Origin of the sequence: Croceitalea dokdonensis DOKDO 023 (assembly GCF_001306415.1) — a bacterium.
Classification (GTDB): Bacteria; Bacteroidota; Bacteroidia; order Flavobacteriales; family Flavobacteriaceae; genus Croceitalea; species Croceitalea dokdonensis.
This window is the reverse complement of record NZ_LDJX01000002.1, coordinates 602,485-619,624: the sequence shown is the minus strand read 5'-3', so window position 1 is coordinate 619,624 and position 17,140 is coordinate 602,485. Positions and strand designations below refer to the sequence as shown.

Genomic DNA, 17,140 nt, shown 5'->3' with positions numbered 1-17,140 from the left:
GGCCATTGATAAGTATTACTGTTTTAGTGTGCCTTAAACCTACAAGCAAATGTAAACGCTGGTTCACTTTCGTTACTTTTTTATCTCCAATTCAAGGTCAACCAAAATTTGCTCTATTTGCTCCTTTATTCCGCCAAAAAATCTTGGTCCATTAGTCGCCTGAATGGTTAGATAGTAGTCCAAAAGATTGTTTTCAAATTCAATTAAACCAAAAACCCCTGTATTTTTTGAATTGTCAGAAATTGATTTATACTTAAAATTGAGACCTCTGTTTGCTAAAACTCTCCGTACACTTCCATATTTATTTAATTGCTGTAACATTATCCCTTTCGTTGTAAGCGTATAGTTTTCTTGTATTTTTAAATAATCCAATGTGCTCTCGAAAGATGCGATTTTTTGTCTTAGTTCTTCATTTTGAATTAGATTAAGATTCCCAGAGCTAATAATATCAGTTAAGACTCCTTTTGAAGGTGTGTATGTTGCATCTCCTTTAAATACTGAGTATATAATGTCGGACACTACTTTTTCACTAACGGTGTCCCGAATAGTAGTATCAAATAATGATAGCATGTTCTCAACCGAATTTATTAGATTTTTATTTTTTGTGAGACAGTCATCAATTTTATTTAGGTTAGTTTTAAATTCAGATTTTAGTGATGATAAATAAGTGCGCTCTATTTTTCTTTGCTGTCTATTGTTATTGAGATTATTTATTTGTAACGCAATCAAAATCCCAATAACTACAAGGAATATCTCGCCTATAGCGTATTTAAAATACCTGCCTGCCGGCAAGGCAGGTTTACCCGTTTGGTTGTGGTTAATTAATCTTTTGCGGATATGGCGGAAGAATTTAATCATATCAATTGCAGTTTTCAACTAACCAACCACTCAATTCTTCGGCACCAGCTTTAATGGCTGTAAGAAGCTCTTTTTCACGTTGAGTTCTAAGTATACCTAAAATCATAACATCCTTAATTTTTACAAATAGCTCGTCATTTGGGTTCTGTTGCCATTGTGTACTAGACAATAATCCTTGCAATTCTTCATCAATTATGCTTTGATATTCTGGCACTTCTTGAAATCCAAAATCTGCAAATCTTTCAATTTCAAAAAGTTTTTGGTTATGCGCTTTGTCATTTATATCAATAATTTGTAGTGCATTATCTTGTTCTGTGTAATGGCTTAATATTCTTTTTTTCAAGGTTTGATTGCGCAGCGTTTCCAATTTTCCAGAAGACGTAATATCTACAATAGCTGCTTTAGTTGGGATAAATTTATAATACCTAAATGTTGGTATAAAGTCTTTAAAAATAACTTGTTTATCCTTTTGAATTTTTAAAAGGTTTTTTAAAAACCGTTCTGCACTTTCTAAACGCTTATCTATAGTGACCATTGAACTATCTATATTTTTGATATCTACCTGCAAGTCCTCTGCAATTTTACAGTAGTAGGCTTTTTCCAGTGCTATGGATTTGATGTTCTCATTCCAATTATTGATTTGAAGGGCAATCAAGATGCCAATGACCACCAAGATGATTTCGCCAATGGCATAAAGAAGGTATTTACTGAATCGGTTTTCAGCAAGTAGTTTTTGGCGGATTTTTCGAAAGAACTTTATCATAGGTTAATGGATTGGTGAGACAGATGTACAATCATTGATGTGTTTATCAAAATTCCTTTACTCGCTTAGCTATTAATTCCAGTATCAATTCAATTTCTTTTTCCATGGGTTCGTAGAATGCCTGATTAGTGACATTTGAGCTGGACTGATATAAAACTATTTGGTTTAAAAAAGGTAGTGAGTTCAACATAGCCTTGGCTCCGGTGACCTCAAATTCAGTATTAATATATGTCTTCCTTAATCCTAAATCTGCATAAACTCTTTCCATATTAGCTTCATTAATCATTTGTTTAATAGCCATGTTTCGGTACTCTAGAACTTCTTTTTCTTGTTGTTCAATTTCATGAAACTTGCTTTTAAATCCAGCTAACTTATGTTTTAACTCATTGTTTTGTATAATTTTTAATTGACCGGAGCTTATGATCTCAGTGAGAACACCAGTTTCAGGCTCAAAATTTATTTCTACACCAAAGGTTTTACTGCCATAAATAGCCATTGTTTGCTCTGTAATGGTGTCTTTAGATGTTTTGCTAAACGATTGAATCATCTTTTCTGCGCTGTAAATATTCTCATTATTCTGAAGGATAACTTTTTGAAGTATGGTGATATTATGAGAGAACTCCTTTTGAAGCGCTAGAAGGTTTTCTTGCTCTGTTTTTCTGTCTTGTTTGGTAAGATTCCAATTATTGATTTGTAGTGCAATCAAAATGCCTATGACTACTAAAATAATTTCACCAATGGCGTAGAGCAAGTACTTTGAGAAACGATTTCCCGCCCGTGCGGAACCGGTATGTTCGGGCGGGTTTGAGAGCAGTTTTTGTCGGATAAGTCTAAAAAATTTAATCATACTGTTTATTTAAAAGCCAGTGCTTTTGCTGGCTCCTGGCTTTAAAAGGTCTACCAGACTTTTGCTTTTTGTTTGGCCCTCTAAAGAATTTTATCATTGCTTACAGGTCAATTAGTATGTACTTAGATTAGTAGGCTTTCGCTATTGGATTTCATTGTTTATTTGCACAATTAACTCATCTGCAACTGCTTTTAACTCCTTGAAGGCTTTGATGACATTAACTTCATTAAATTCAACTAAATCTAAATAAGCATCAAGTTCAAGTAGGGCTTTTGGAAGATTATCATCAATACCTAAGGCTCTTGCGAGTTTGGGCTGTTTAGCTAATCTTTCTAACATCTGAGGGTAGTATCCTTTACTCATTAATTGGACACCTATTAACTGAGAGGCATCTGCATTACCCTCATAAATATTAACGCTCCTTGTCTGTCTGCCTACATATTTTGATAGCTCATCGCGAAGCGGATTTTCAATCAAGTTAATGGTGCCTGTGTTTATCATCGTTTTAATGGTACTCGTATTGATTTCTATTCGAAGCGTAAAATTGGTGAAATTCTCTTTTACATAATAAAGAACCTCTAACATCTCTAAATCTGGGGTGTCGTATAACGATTTATAGCCTTCATATTTCACCAAATTTTTCTCTAAACTGTTAATAACCTTGGTGTAATAGGCTTTGTCCGCTTCTAAATCTATGACTACTTGGTTAAGATAATTGTTCCTTACATTGTTGGTCTTTCTGTCTTCATTCCAGTTATTGATCTGCAGTGCGATTAAAATTCCGATAACTACAAGTAGTATTTCACCAATAGCGTATTTAAAGTACTTTCCCATTTGGTTTTGGTCAATTAGTGTGCGCCGGATACGGCGAAAGAATTTAATCATTCATTTAATTTTAGATAATCATTAATAGACTTTTGAACCTGTTCAGCCTTTTCAATAGCCTCTTGGTAGGTTTTTTGTTGGTTCTTTAATTGGTAGTATCTAGCATATATTAATGTAGCCATTTTATGGTCATTTGTGATTTTGTCTATGTTAAGCGCAACGGGTTTCCTTTTATCGTTTTTATAGTATTGAGTGATAATAGAATGCTGATTGCTAGCTTTTCTGTGATAGATACTGTAATTATCAAAATAATATGGCTCATAATCTTTCTTAATGAAGGTATTGGAAATCTCTTCCCGCTCCTTTACACGATTTAATAAGTTGTAGTAATGTGTAATATCGTTTTGCAAGGTTTTGGGTAAAATAGAAAACTCATCACTTTGATTTAATTTTGTAAAAGCTGAAGTATTACCATAAAAATTCCGTTCGAAGATATTGTCTATGATATAGCTTGTGGTTAATGAATCAAAGGGTTCTATGAGTTGAAATTGTTCAGAAAGCTTATGACACGACCTTAAGGTGCCTGTAACAATGGTTTTTAAGGAATTTAACAATATAAGGTCACCTGAAACATTTTGAGATAATTGACGCAATTGGGTCTCGGCTGATTTTTTTCCCTTCAAGTGCTCATTCCAATTGTTAATCTGAAGTGCAATGAGAATACCAATGACCACAAGGATGATTTCGCCAATGGCGTATTTGAAATACTTTCCAGTTTTTCCGTCGGACAATAAATTTTGTCTAATTTGTCTAAAGAACTTAATCATATATGTTGTTTTTTGGCCTACGCAACGTCTGGCTCCTCGCTATCAAAGGTCTGCCAGACCTTTACTTTTTGTTCGACCTTCTAAGGAATTTTATCATCTTATTGGCAATAGTGGGATAACTTACTAAATAACTTTTCCGAAGATATTTTGATATCATCCAACAATTGTTGTTCTCTTGTACAAAGTATTACAGTCATATTCATATGGTCTTTAAGATGTTTAAAAAGTGCGTTATCAGGGTCTTTTTGCCATTCACTGCTTTTTAATAGAGAACTAAGTTTATCACCATATTCATCTTTATATAAAGGCAATTCGTGTATTCCAAAACTTGTATAATCGCCATAGCTAAATATTTGCCGAAAATAATGGCTCATCATTTTTGTCGATTATTTTAAGTGCATAATCTTGTTGGGAATAATGATTAAGAATTTCATTTTTTAATGCACTATTTTTTAGGTTTTCCAATTTTCCTGAAGAGGTAATATCTACAATGGCTGCTTTTGTTGGGATATAGTCATAAGCTCGAATAGCACCCAAATAGTTTTGTAAAAGAATGGTCTTGTCTTTCTGTATTTTCAATAGGTTAATCAGGAATCTCTTCGCGGTTTTTTTTCGTTCTTTTAGGGAGGCCAGAGCGCGATCAATATTCTCTAAATCTGTTTTTAAGTCTTCGCTTATTTTACAATAATAGGTTTGCTCTTGTTGCTTGAGTTTGCGTTGGTCGTTCCAGTTGTTAATCTGTAATGCGATAAGGATTCCAATAACCACAAGGATGATTTCCCCAATGGCGTATTTAAAGTATCTGCCTGCCGGTAAGGCAGGTTTGCCTGTTTTGTTTTCCATTAGTAAGTTTTGTCTAATTTTTCGAAAGAATTTCAGCATTGGTTATTGGTTGATTATAATGAAGCAAAGCCATTGTTGTGCTTGCGTTATTTAATTCAATTTGTTTTTAATTTTGCAACGTTTAGTTAATTTGGATTTCATTATATCTACTTCGTCTTCCATAGTTTCAAATAGCTCTGAACGTCTTCTTAACATTATACCTTCAATTACTAAATCTTCATATAATCTTGATTTTATTTCATCACGAATATTGTCAGGTAAATCACGGCTTAATTGATCTTGTATTTCTTTGGGAAAAATTTCTTTATAACTTGAGTGTACTACCCCATTACTAAACCAATCTTCAAACTTTGTCAATCGATCAGTTATAAGGGTAACATTTGCTAACATTGTATTGTTAAAGCCTTCTACTTTTTTTAAATATTGATTTAGTGATTTCCTAATTTGTTTGTCTTTAAGCGTATTTATGTTTCCACTGGATTTAATGTCTTCATAAGTAGAAGAATTTGGTATGAATGACTCTAATAAATCTCTTCTTGAGAGTAACGTTTCTTTTCCTAGCTCATCCAGGTTTGCGTTTTCGCTCTGAATTATAGCAATCGCTCTGTGAGAACTTTCTATGCGTTTTTCGTTGTTTTTCAACAATGCTTTAATTAGTACTTTGTCTTGTTCTATATCATCCAGCAAAAGACAGTAATAAGACTGCTCTAGCTTGGATGCTTTTCGGCTTTCATTCCAGTTGTTAATCTGTAATGCAATTAGTATTCCTATAACTACTAAAAGGATTTCACCAATTGCATATTTAAAGTACTTTCCCATTTGGTTTTTTTCAATTAGTGTGAGCCGGATACGGCGAAAGAATTTAATCATTTGGCTTTTGACATTTGGAATTGAGTAATTCGATCATGGATAGAATCTCATTTTCAACTGATTTCAAAATTTGTTTATTGCGAGCATTGATTCCCAAATAAAACATGGCATCATTTAACATTATTTCCCTTATTTCAGCTGTGAAATTAACTTTTGAATTTAGTAAGTCAAGGTCCACTTTTGTGGTATCGATACCGTTCAATTGCTGAGCAAGCTTTATCCATCCGGAACTAACAAAATCCTTGCTTTCAAAAAAACGTTTATCTGTTATGGCTTTTCCATTGGTTTCTATAATAGAGCTTGTTCTAGCCATTGACTCATAATAAGAGGCCAGCTTGTTCTTAACAGAAAGGTCTGTTAGTATGTTTAAATTTCCACTCGATTTAATGTCTTCCAAAGCGTCAGTTGTGGCTCGATAATTTCTGTTAGAAAATTTGACGGATTTTAAAAGATTTGGGGTGATGCTTTCTAAAGGTAAGGTGTCGTCTAACAACTTTTGAATCATAATGTTATTCGCGTTAATTCTTACGTTTAACAATTCAAGGGAATATTCATAATTACTATAGTCCTGTTTAACGTCTTCCAGTAATCTACAGTAATATTGCTGTTCTAGTTTTCTATTCTTCTTGTCTTGGTTCCAACTATCTATTTGTAGGGCAATCAAAATACCAATGACCACGAGAACAATTTCACCTACGGCGTAGAGTAGGTACTTGTAGAACTTGCCATCAGAAAGCAGTTCTTGACGGATGCGGCGAAAGAATTTAATCATCGATATTTTTATCTATTAAATCTAATATTTTCAACAAAAAACGCTCAACTTCTTCCTCGTTAATCGTGACAAAAGATTGATTTATATAATGGCTATACCAAGCATTATCAACTTCTGTATCATTAATGAATTTTTGGTAATTACTAATGTCTACTTTAATGGGTTTTATTTTATATGTTTTTTGATAATCGGACCTATCCTGTGTTTTATCTCCATTTCTTACAGGTATGTACCTAGTCAAAATGGCATAATTATTAGAAATAAAATTTCTTCGCACCATTGCATCCTCTACATAATCACCTAATTCGCCAGTCCATTGATTTAATAAAAGTCTCAAATCTTCGTTTTTTATGAGCTCTAGCTTACCTGAAGAAATAACATCATTAACAACACCTAAACGCGCATCGAAAGTGGCGTAGTCTAATGCCGTACCCATTAAGCTATCTATTTTATGAGGATTAACTGATTTGGCTTTATCGATTTCTAAAAGGGTGTAACAAGCATCTAAACATTCTACATTAAATTCATGGTCTCTTTTAATCTCTTCTAAATTCTGTAGGACTTCAGCTTTTAAATTTTTTAATACTTCTTGTTCCTTTTTTAAGTTTTGCTGGGTATTGTTCCAATTATTAATCTGCAATGCAATGAGAATTCCAATCACCACGAGCACAATTTCGCCAAGGGCGTATTTAAGGTATTTACCAGTTTTGTTTTCCAAGAGCAAGTTTTGCCGGATACGGCGAAAGAATTTAATCATACTTATGATTTTAGATTAGCTTTAATTAAATCCAGTAATCGTTTTATGTCTTCAATAGTAGCATCTAAAAGCTCATTTTGACTATCCATAATAAAAGCCATATTTAAAAGGTGCGTATAGACTTGTACGTCAGTATGTATGCTAACCTCTGAAATATCGCGTAAATGAGAGTCGTGTTGTGCAAATTGTTTTAAAGTTTGTTTGTTGCCCAATTTTGGAAAGATATCATCTGCAAATTGGCGCGTTTGCTCTTTAATACGCTCTTGGGTGCTATTCACAAAATCTATTTTGTAATATATTGAAAGGTCTTTTCTTAACTCCGTATTGGTAATAAGGTCTATATTTTCTGAAGCTGTCATATTTTCAAAAGCAATGCTGTTAGGATAAAAAACAGCAAATTCAGTCATTCTAGGAATATAATTAGTAATTGTAGGCACATATTTTTCAGGATTAGAAGACTGTTCTAATGCAATGAAGGTTGAGTCTATATAAGACGCTTTTAAAGCATTAAATTCTTTTGTTTCTTTTATGTTTTCCAAATCATTGTTTAAGCTAATTCTAATTTGTTGTAAATAGACTTGCTCTTTGGACTTTAATAATCGCTTGGTATTCCAGTCATTTACTTGTAGTGCCAAAAGAATACCTACCATAACTAAGATGATTTCGCCTGCAGCATAAAACAGGTATTTTGAAAACCTATTTTCAGCGAGTAGTTTTTGACGGATTTTTCTAAAGAATTTGATCATGGCTTGACTATTGCGTGTTGGCTTCTATTCTTCAATTTCTTGTGCTATGATGTCCAGTATGTGCAGGATTCTATTGCGCAACGTTTGCGATTGAATGTTTGTAACTTGATGCGTTGTGATTACTTGGCTCACAATGCCCTCAAATTCAACATCGGCAAGAACCTTTGTCAAATCCACACTTTTTTTTGTTGGTTTAATGGTGAATTTGCGGTTTGATTTTTTGTCCAATGCCTCGGTGGGCGTGTATCCGTCTTTCCATAAGTTATTATTTACGTTTCTCGCAATACCCAATCGAAAATAACACGGCCCTACGATCTCCGTTCGAAATTTTTGGTACTCCAACTCCATTTCTTGAACCTGAAAGACCTCAGAAGACCAATTGGATAAAAACCTTACCAAGCTGTCATTCTGTATGAGGCGAAGATTTTCTGAACCAACGATATCGTTTTTTATGGGGTCAAAGGTCGGGTCCCTAAATATGATCCACAATGATCGATAAAACGCGTTTTCATCAATTGCCGAGGTGGGATTATCTATTTGCTTTAGCAAATTATTGCAGGCCTCAAGTGCCTGATTGCGCATCAGTATTTTTTCATCAAGTTGCTTTAGGTTACTTTGATATTCACTGAATAATTGTTTTAAAATTAATTGCTCCTTGACCAAGTCTTTCTGTTTTTCGTTCCAATTGTTGATACTCAATGCAATCAAGATTCCAATGACCACGAGAATAATTTCGCCGAATGCATATATCAGATACTTGCTGAACTTATTCTTAGAAAGTAATTTTTGTCTAATTTTTCTAAAAAATTTAATCATACTGGGTTTCCATAAGAATTTTATCAATCAATAGGTCTAATTCTAACAATAGGTTTTTGTTATCTGCAATCCAGTATAAAAATTCGTCAGTATTGTTTTCGAATTCAATCTCTTTAAAGATTTGAAGTTTATTTACCTTCAGGTTCGATTTTTCTTTCCAATTTAATGGGCCATAGGCATCCATATCTTTAAAGGAATATCTTTTTGATAAATACGGCCAAATCTCGTTGTCTAATTTTGCGGTAAATCTTGTTGTTCTATCTGTCAATGCCTTCATCGTTCGTCCCCAATCATATATTAAATCAACCAATTCCTGATTCTGGAGCAATTCCAAACGCCCAGATTGTATGAGACCAGAAATGGTGTTTTCCGAAGGTCTGAAGATAGGAGGGTCAAGGGCATAAAAAAGTAAACTGTCGACATTTTGTTTTTTAATATAATCTTCGTCTTTACCTATCATCTTCATTAATTGTCTTAGCGCTGCCTCACATAATTCAGCTTCTTTAATTTTTATTTTTACCCTCGTTTTGTTTTGCAAATATTCAATATGAATGTTTTTAACAATAGTCTGTTCTTCAAGTTTCTGAATACGTTTTTGGTTCCAATTATTGATTGACAATGCAATCAAAATTCCAATGACTACTAGAATGATTTCTCCAATAGCATAAATTAGATACTTCTTAAATTTATTTTCAGATAGCAGTTTTTGCCTAATCTTTCGAAAGAATTTTATCATTGGTTAGTGGTTGGTTATAATGCAGAATTGGTTGTTGTGGGTTCGTTATTTTTCATCTATATACTGAATCAAACTTTCCCTTAATGCTATTCCTTCTTGAAGTAATTCACTGTGCGTCCTGTACACTGGTACCATCAACGCTTGTTTGAGAGTAGATTTATCGGCAAATTCTTTTACCCTATCAGATTGTATATCTTCATAAAAAAACGAATTATCAAAGGCGTCCACTTCCATCTTTGCGAAATCCGGTAAAGCTATTTGCAACACCGAATTGATATCAAGGAAAGGAGCAAGTTCAATGGCCGTACCGTATATTAATTTTAAGTTAGATTCCTGATAGTCGAGTACGTTTGAAACATTATCATAATAAGATTGAATTTTATTTTTAATGGAATCGTTTAAGATATAAGTGAGCTTACCTGAAAATTGCATTTGATTAAAAGTGATTTGACTGGGTATGAAACTGCTCGTACCTGAGGCTTCTAAAATTCTCTGTTTTAGCAAGGGTTTATTTCTTCGTATCAAATCATTCTTGAATGCGCTCAATAGTATTCTATTGGCATCTATTAAAGTGCTATCACTTTTTGTCACTGCTATTAAACTCCTAATGTCACTTTCTATATTTTGTATTAAACCCGTGATGAGTATTTTTTCTTCTTGTTTTATTTTCTGATTTTCACTCCAAGTATTGATTTGAAGTGCAATCAAGATTCCAATGACTACGAGAACGATTTCACCTATGGCATATAGAAGGTATTTGCTGAACCTATTTTCAGCGAGCAGTTTTTGCCTAATTTTTCGGAAGAATTTAATCACTATGCTTTTGACATTTTGAATTGAGTAAATCAATCATGGATAGAATTTCGGTTTCGAGTAATTTCAACAGTTGTTTGTTTCTAGAGTTAATTCCTAAATAAAAGACAGCATCGTTTGTCATTTTTAACCTTACATCATTAGTAAAATTTATATTTGATTTCAGTGATTTTAGATTAACTTTTGACGCGTCAATTGCATTAATGTTTTCTAGGAGTTTTATCCATCCAGAACTTATGACATCTTCAATTTCTAAAAAGCGTTTATCTGTAATTGACTTACCGTTACTTTCTATAACAGCACTTGTTTTTGCTAAAGTCTTGTAATAGTCTGCTAATTGATTTTTTACGGATAAATCTTTGATAATATTTAAGTTTCCACTGTGCTTTATATCTTCAAAAGCATCTGTAGTGGCAGTAATATTTCTATTGGCGTATTTTACAGATTTTAGAATAAGCGGTGAAATGCTGTCTAAAGGCATTATATGGTTTTGTAGCCTTTGGATTAAGGTGTTATTGTCGTCTATCCTTTCGTTTAATAGAGCCATATAATTATTATAATTTGTAAAATCTTGATTAACATCCTCCAATAATCTGCAATAATATTGAGCTTCTAACTTTTTGTCTTTCTTGTCTTGGTTCCAACTATCTATTTGCAACGCAATTAAAATCCCAATAACCACTAGGATGATTTCTCCAATGGCGTAGGGCAGGTACGTTGAGAAACGGTTTTTAGCGAGTAGTTTTTGCCGGATTTTTCGGAAGAATTTTATCATTGCTTTAAGGGTAGTTATAATGAAGCACAGCCACCCGTAAAGAGTAATGTGCCTGGTTAACGGGCTATGTAAAATACGCCATCTTGAGCGTTCCTGCTTTTATTCAGCTTTATGTACTTCAAGTTCTATTTCCACCATAAATTCAGGTAGTGCCAACCCTTTTACCTCAAGCCAAGAACCGGTGGGAAACCCGTTTTTATAAACCTCTGCCCGGTAGGCCGATTTTTCCAACATTTGAGCCATATCGGTAGTGAAAATGTCCTCCTTAACCACATCGTCAAAGGTGCATCCATAGTGCTTTAAAATCTTTTCTAAATCGGCATAACAGTTTTTCATCTGTTGTTCTATATCACCAATGGCCGTTGGGTTGCCTTCACCATCCATACTTACTGCTCCCGAAATTTTGATATTCTTTCCAATCTTTACGGCATGTCTGTAGCCATAGGCCCTTTCTACATCAGGTCTAAGCTGGAAGTATTCCGGTTTTTTGGATTCAACTACTGCTTCTTTTTCAATTGTTTTGGTTTCTCCTTTTTGTTGTTCGCAACTTAGAAAGGTAAAAGACCAAGCAAATAGCACAAGGAGTATGGAAACTTGTTTTTTCATTCTGTTTTCTTGTTTGTTGATTTTGTTTAGAATTGTGTTATACTCAAGTCCTAATTATTGGTTTAAAGCTGAAATTCTACCATCACATCTCTAAACAAATCAGGGTAGATTTAAAGAATATTAAGTGTTCTCATTGGAAAAAAAATTCTAGATCGGGATTGATTACATTACGTAGTACAGGGATTTAAAAACATATGTTTTGGTTGTGCGTTATCCAAAGCCCTAGGGTATGTTAACCTATCCAGTTTTTACGGTTACAGCCTAGGCATACAACACCTAAACGCTTTTAATTGTTTGCAAATTAGTGGATTAGTGAGCCGCGTTCAATCACATTTTCATGTGGTATTTGCCAGTGACTTTCGTATATTTAGCAGTAGGCTATTATCAACAACCCTAACTTTTGCAGCTTCTGACCACACGTATTACCTATTCTTTAGTATTGGGCTTCCTTTTATTAGGTAAAGCGCTAAATGCTCAAAACCCGTCACAAATTGATGTGTTGACTACAGGGGATGGTCTGTTGTTTAGGGACGTGTCTGACATTGTCCAGGACAACAAAGGCTTACTATGGATTGGTACAAGACAAGGCCTTAACCGCTATGACGGAACAAATTTTAAGGCCTACACCAATGATAAACAAAATCCATTTTTTATTGAGGAAGATTTCATAGAGACCAATATGCTTTATGATGCTGCTGCTAATTACGTATGGTTCTTGGCCAATGACAGACTATTTGCGCTGGACATTTCTAAAGATTCCGTTACTGCTTTTGATTACCAAGGGCTTGAAAACAATCGGGTCCTAGAAATTTACATGGCACCAGACAATGCTATTTGGGCAGTAACGGATGATTATTGGCAATCCAATAAAAAAAATCCAAAACTTTACCTAAAGAAATTTGAAAACGGAAAATTCAATACCGTAACCACGGTGGATAGTTTTAAGTATATTTTTAACAATCTAAGCTTTGCCGCTGATGGCTCTGTATGGTGGGCCACTACCAGAGGCACAAATAAGTACAGTCCCAAAGGCAAATTGTTGGAAGAGCACATACTAGATACGTATGATTGGAATGGCGATGATATACATTACCTACCACAATTTTTTGATAGTCATAATACCCACTATTATTTTCCGCCTTCTCGAGGTGGTATTGATATTTATGACGCAAGCACAAGAGCATCACAAACAATTTATAAAACAAAGGAAATTATACGCCGTGCCAAGGAAGATGAACAAGGTAGCATCTGGTTTGCTAGTGATACTGGCCTTTATTGTATGAATACCGATGGTCTTTTTAGTGATTATACAAACCTGTTGAAGTCAAAACTGGATTACTCTAAAATCAATAATCTTTTTATTGACAAAAGCAGTCTGCTTTGGGTAGCAACCGACAATGGTTTGTTTAAGATAAGAACACAAAAACAATTGTTTGCCAACCTTTTTAAATCCAAAAAAGAAGGTTGGGGCCATTCCATGCGCGGTATATTTGAAGATGCCAAGGGACGCCTATTTTCACTTTGTGAAACTAAACATCAATTGTGGTACCAAACTAAAACGGGAAAAGTTGATTCGTTATCCTTAAAAACCAAGTCCGGAAAACCATTGAACTTAATGTACGATGCCAGTTTTATGGTAACCGACAGTAGCAAAACCAAAGCCTACGCCATAGGAAATGGCATCTGTGAGATAGACTTAAAAACAGGGCTCGCACAGGTTTATGACCAATTTAAGGCTAATAACAATATCCATGGGCCAAACCCACTTTTAGGATTGAATGATGGGCGACTACTATTTGGTTTTACATTAGAATACCTCACTGTGTTTAACCCTAAAACCAAAGAGCACCAAACTGTTTTTAATAACATAAATGAACAAACCAACATAAGAAACTTTTTGTTTTTTGAAGAAAGCCGTGATAAAAATTGTGTTTGGATAGGTACAAGAGACGATGGTATTCTTAAAGTAAACCTGAACGGAACTCGGTTACAAACCTTTAATACCTCATCAACACCAAAGTTAGGGAAACACCATATCCTCTGCCTTGAGGAAGATACGGATGGTAGCCTGTGGATAGGTACTTATGGCGGTGGGCTCAGCCATATTTCGGCAGACGGAACATCTATAACAAATTATACCACCGTAGTTGGTTTAGCAAACGATAATGTGGTAGCGATTTTACCCCAAGGCCCAAACAAGTTATGGATAAGCACCTACAACGGCCTGTCCCTATTCGATAAGACCACCAAAGAGTTTCAAAACTTTTATACCGAGGATGGCCTATCTCACAATGAGTTTAATTATTCCTCATTTTTCAAGGGCAGTAACGGCCTTTATTATTTTGGCGGAATGAACGGTGTTAACGTCTTTAATCCAAAAACCTTGCAAGAAGCGGTAAGTCCACCGGATATTCAGCTTTTGGGCATCTCGGGCTATAACAGCAAAACACAGCAAAACTATAAAAAGGATTATGCCCAAAAAGACCTAAAGGCGTTTACAGCTTCGCCTTATGACCAATATTTTGAAGTCAGTTGGCTGTTACCCAGCTATTTTAAGAACACCAAAAATACATTTAGCACAAAACTTGAGGGTTTTGAAAACCGCTGGTTTTATCAAGGTAACGCCACCTCGGTAAGATATAACAAATTGCCCGCAGGTAATTATGTGCTCAAGGTAAAGGGAGCAAATGCCAAGGGTAGCGAAAGCGCTAATATGCTTTCTGTGCCCATAACCGTTAAGCAGATTTTTTACAGGCGTTGGTGGTTTATTGCTTTAGTTCTCATAGCAATTTCAGCATTGGTATATTCGATGTTTAGATACCGATTGCAACAGGTCTTAGCTATGGAACGCTTACGTACAAAAATTTCGAGCGACTTGCACGATGAGGTGGGCTCGTTATTATCCGGTTTGGCCATGCAAACAGAACTTTTGGAAGCCAATGCCAGTGAAGCAGACAAAACTAGGTTGCAAAAAATTGCATCCATCAGCAGAAATGCCGTATCCCAAATGCGTGACTTGGTCTGGAGCATAGACAGCAGACGGGAAACCATTGCCGATTTAATTGAGCGTATGCGAGAGTTAGTAGAAGAATTGTTGTTGCCAAAGGACATTGCCTTCACGATGGATGCTTCAACTATCAAAAATTTGGATAAAAAATTACCGGCACAGACCAAGCAAGACATTTTTTTGATTTTTAAGGAGGCTTTGACCAATATCGTGAGGCACTCGGATGCTACTTTTGTGGAAATTAGTCTAACCAATCAATTCAATGGATGTAAGCTCAGTATTCAGGATAACGGGAGCGAAAAAACCACCTACAAATCCTCTGGCTTGGGCCTATCGAATATGCGCATGCGTGCCAAAAACTTAAAAGGTAACTTGCGCTTTCAAAACAACAATGGTTTTAGTGTGCACCTAGAATTGCCCTTTACTATATAATTTCACATGTAGATGTGATTGGGGGCCACCATGTAAAAGCGTAATTTCAACTACGGAAATCTTCTGGCATTTTGGAGCCTATAGTTAAATAAATTTCTGCTTTGTGGTGTCATTTCCAGCCTGCATAACCTAATACAGTGGTAAATTGAACTAAGTTTTGGAAACACCCAGGCTTGGAAAATGACTATGATTAAACTAGCACTCATAGAAGATGATATATTGATTCAAGAAAGCTTGAACTCCTTCTTTGGTGGGCAAAAACATATCCACTTAAAAAAGATTGCATCATCCGTGGAGGATTTTATAGAATCCATTCCGGAAATTGAGGCACCGGATGTTATTCTTTTGGATATTAATCTTTTGGGAATCTCTGGCATTAAAGGTATTCCTTTATTATTGGAAAAGTTACCGGACACGGATATTATGATGTTGACCACCTTTGAGGACAACGACAAAATATTCAGTGCCTTGTCTGCTGGTGCTTGCTCATACCTAACCAAAAAAACACCCTTAAAAAAAATACGGGAAGCTGTTGAAGTGGTGTACAAGGGTGGCTCCTATATGTCGCCTTCGATTGCCAGAAAGATTGTAAATAGGTTTGCACCAAACCGCAGCCCAATGCATCAACTAACACCAAGGCAAAAGGAGATTGTGGACGGCATCGTTGACGGAAAAAGCTATAAAATGATTGCCGATGATTTGTGTGTGTCGCTAGATACTGTTCGTAGCCATATCAAAAACATTTACAAAACGTTAAAGATCAACAGTAAGGCCCAGTTGATTCGGAAATCCTTTAACAATGAGCTTTAGGTTTTAAGGGGGTTTAGGTGCGCATTATATAGTTTTATTATGTATGTAAGGGAGCTAAACCGTTATTGGTTGGGTTCATAAAACAAAAGTTTTGAACCTTATGCCCCACTTCATTTAGCTGTATTCGTGCGTTGTAAAGCCTATAGATTTAGCCTATTTATGACGCAAATACATTTAGTAAGCTACAAATTGAAAATAAGCGCTGGCGTCCTCCAAGTTTTCTAGCCCAAGAATCCAGCATACTTCTGCAAAGTCAGAGAAGTCTAGTCCCCCTTTTTCAATGGCTTTGTTTAGGTACCTCCCTTCCTTGCCATTGTATTGGTTTCCCAGTTGTAGGGCAAGCTTCCAGACTTTGGTTAATTGTGGGTCCGTAATGTTGTTTTCCCAAGGCACAATTTCTTCTGAACGAAAACCAGGGGTACCATTGTGGGCGGTATTCCCATCCGGTATTTTGTGATAGGAAGCCACCTCTTTAACGTAGTCCAGTTTTTTTGGTGTAGTTACTTTTTCGTTCCAATCGCTATGCTGTACAACATGTATGCGTTTGGTATCAATAGCTGCAGTGCTCTTTTTAAGGGCTTTCATCAAATCAAAGGTAAAGTCTGATTGTCCGCCTTCCGCAATCCAAATAGCTCCATTGCCGTTAAGCGTTTTTGTGGCTAGTTGCGTTACGCTATTTAACACTTCTTCGTAGTTGTTATGGGCATCACTCCACTGGCTGCCAAAAGCTAAATCCAACAGTGCTTCAGGCGGAACGTATAGACCTTTTTGCATCCCATAAGTTCCCCCAACAACGTGATAATTTAGCTTGCTGTATTTAGATGTTGCTAATAAGGTCGCAAATGCCGCAGCGGAGTGCAGGTCATCTACATCGGTTTTACAATCGTAATGAACCAATAGTAAATCCTTCCCTAATTCAAATTTAGGGATGGTGTTGGTTTTCTCCTGTCCGATGACCTGGTTAACCCAAGCCGAAAGAAAGAGGAGAATGAAAGTTTTTAGATACATGTCGTTTTAAGGGTATTTCACCCTTCTAA

General features: G+C 35.4%; 19 protein-coding genes. 2 read left to right on the top strand and 17 right to left on the bottom strand.

Annotation, left to right across the window (positions count from 1 at the left end; genetic code table 11):
- Nucleotides 1-72: 72 nt before the first annotated feature.
- The 16 genes from I595_RS06275 to I595_RS06200 all read right to left on the bottom strand — a co-directional run bounded on the left by I595_RS06275 (nucleotide 73) and on the right by I595_RS06200 (nucleotide 11,854).
- Entirely contained in the window at nucleotides 73-858 is a 786-nt protein-coding gene (locus I595_RS06275) for a DUF6090 family protein (protein ID WP_054558516.1), read from the bottom strand.
- 1 nt (nucleotide 859) lies between these two features.
- Complete coding sequence (locus I595_RS06270; RefSeq protein ID WP_054558515.1) at nucleotides 860-1,621, bottom strand: DUF6090 family protein; 762 nt, start codon at nucleotides 1,619-1,621, stop codon at nucleotides 860-862.
- A gap of 46 nt (nucleotides 1,622-1,667) precedes the next feature.
- Nucleotides 1,668-2,468, bottom strand: a complete 801-nt coding sequence (locus I595_RS06265; protein ID WP_054558514.1) for a DUF6090 family protein — start codon at nucleotides 2,466-2,468, stop codon at nucleotides 1,668-1,670.
- Between the two features lie 141 nt (nucleotides 2,469-2,609).
- Complete coding sequence (locus I595_RS06260; protein WP_054558513.1) at nucleotides 2,610-3,353, bottom strand: DUF6090 family protein; 744 nt, start codon at nucleotides 3,351-3,353, stop codon at nucleotides 2,610-2,612.
- Nucleotides 3,350-4,120, bottom strand: coding sequence for a DUF6090 family protein (locus tag I595_RS06255; protein WP_054558512.1), 771 nt, complete (start codon nucleotides 4,118-4,120; stop codon nucleotides 3,350-3,352). The genes I595_RS06260 and I595_RS06255 overlap by 4 nt, the downstream gene beginning before the upstream one ends.
- A 98-nt stretch (nucleotides 4,121-4,218) precedes the next feature.
- Entirely contained in the window at nucleotides 4,219-4,494 is a 276-nt protein-coding gene (locus I595_RS17515; RefSeq protein ID WP_054558511.1) for a hypothetical protein, read from the bottom strand.
- Nucleotides 4,466-4,963, bottom strand: a complete 498-nt coding sequence (locus tag I595_RS06245) for a DUF6090 family protein (RefSeq protein ID WP_172675905.1) — start codon at nucleotides 4,961-4,963, stop codon at nucleotides 4,466-4,468. Before I595_RS06245 ends, I595_RS17515 begins: the two co-directional genes overlap by 29 nt.
- Nucleotides 4,964-5,053: 90 nt before the next feature.
- Nucleotides 5,054-5,782, bottom strand: a complete 729-nt coding sequence (locus I595_RS06240) for a DUF6090 family protein (protein WP_172675904.1) — start codon at nucleotides 5,780-5,782, stop codon at nucleotides 5,054-5,056.
- Nucleotides 5,783-5,825: 43 nt separating this feature from the next.
- Nucleotides 5,826-6,605, bottom strand: coding sequence for a DUF6090 family protein (locus I595_RS06235; protein ID WP_054558508.1), 780 nt, complete (start codon nucleotides 6,603-6,605; stop codon nucleotides 5,826-5,828).
- Complete coding sequence (locus I595_RS06230) at nucleotides 6,598-7,362, bottom strand: DUF6090 family protein (protein ID WP_054558507.1); 765 nt, start codon at nucleotides 7,360-7,362, stop codon at nucleotides 6,598-6,600. The genes I595_RS06235 and I595_RS06230 overlap by 8 nt, the downstream gene beginning before the upstream one ends.
- Nucleotides 7,363-7,364: 2 nt before the next feature.
- Nucleotides 7,365-8,108 carry a hypothetical protein gene (locus I595_RS06225; RefSeq protein ID WP_054558506.1) on the bottom strand — a complete coding sequence of 248 codons (744 nt, stop codon included), beginning with the start codon at nucleotides 8,106-8,108 and terminating at the stop codon, nucleotides 7,365-7,367.
- A 24-nt stretch (nucleotides 8,109-8,132) separates the two neighbouring features.
- On the bottom strand, nucleotides 8,133-8,924 hold the full coding sequence (locus tag I595_RS06220) for a DUF6090 family protein (protein WP_054558505.1): 792 nt from the start codon (nucleotides 8,922-8,924) through the stop codon (nucleotides 8,133-8,135).
- A complete protein-coding gene (locus I595_RS06215) occupies nucleotides 8,917-9,660 on the bottom strand; it encodes a DUF6090 family protein (protein WP_054558504.1) in 744 nt (247 codons plus the stop codon). The genes I595_RS06220 and I595_RS06215 overlap by 8 nt, the downstream gene beginning before the upstream one ends.
- A gap of 45 nt (nucleotides 9,661-9,705) precedes the next feature.
- Nucleotides 9,706-10,476, bottom strand: a complete 771-nt coding sequence (locus I595_RS06210) for a DUF6090 family protein (protein WP_054558503.1) — start codon at nucleotides 10,474-10,476, stop codon at nucleotides 9,706-9,708.
- Nucleotides 10,469-11,248: a DUF6090 family protein gene (locus I595_RS06205; RefSeq protein ID WP_054558502.1), complete on the bottom strand. Its 780-nt coding sequence runs from the start codon at nucleotides 11,246-11,248 to the stop codon at nucleotides 10,469-10,471. Before I595_RS06205 ends, I595_RS06210 begins: the two co-directional genes overlap by 8 nt.
- A 99-nt stretch (nucleotides 11,249-11,347) precedes the next feature.
- Nucleotides 11,348-11,854: a RidA family protein gene (locus I595_RS06200; protein WP_054558501.1), complete on the bottom strand. Its 507-nt coding sequence runs from the start codon at nucleotides 11,852-11,854 to the stop codon at nucleotides 11,348-11,350.
- A 400-nt stretch (nucleotides 11,855-12,254) separates the two neighbouring features.
- Between I595_RS06200 and I595_RS06195 the strand changes: the two genes are divergently transcribed.
- Together I595_RS06195 and I595_RS06190 are read left to right on the top strand one after the other, a co-directional pair.
- On the top strand, nucleotides 12,255-15,293 hold the full coding sequence (locus I595_RS06195) for a ligand-binding sensor domain-containing protein (protein ID WP_157449663.1): 3,039 nt from the start codon (nucleotides 12,255-12,257) through the stop codon (nucleotides 15,291-15,293).
- 186 nt (nucleotides 15,294-15,479) lie between these two features.
- Nucleotides 15,480-16,103: a response regulator gene (locus I595_RS06190; protein WP_245628235.1), complete on the top strand. Its 624-nt coding sequence runs from the start codon at nucleotides 15,480-15,482 to the stop codon at nucleotides 16,101-16,103.
- 174 nt (nucleotides 16,104-16,277) lie between these two features.
- On the opposite strand, the gene I595_RS06185 is transcribed toward I595_RS06190, so the two are convergent.
- The gene (locus I595_RS06185) at nucleotides 16,278-17,111 is read right to left on the bottom strand and encodes a hypothetical protein (protein ID WP_054558499.1); all 834 of its coding nucleotides are present in this window, start codon (nucleotides 17,109-17,111) and stop codon (nucleotides 16,278-16,280) included.
- Nucleotides 17,112-17,140 lie beyond the last annotated feature (29 nt).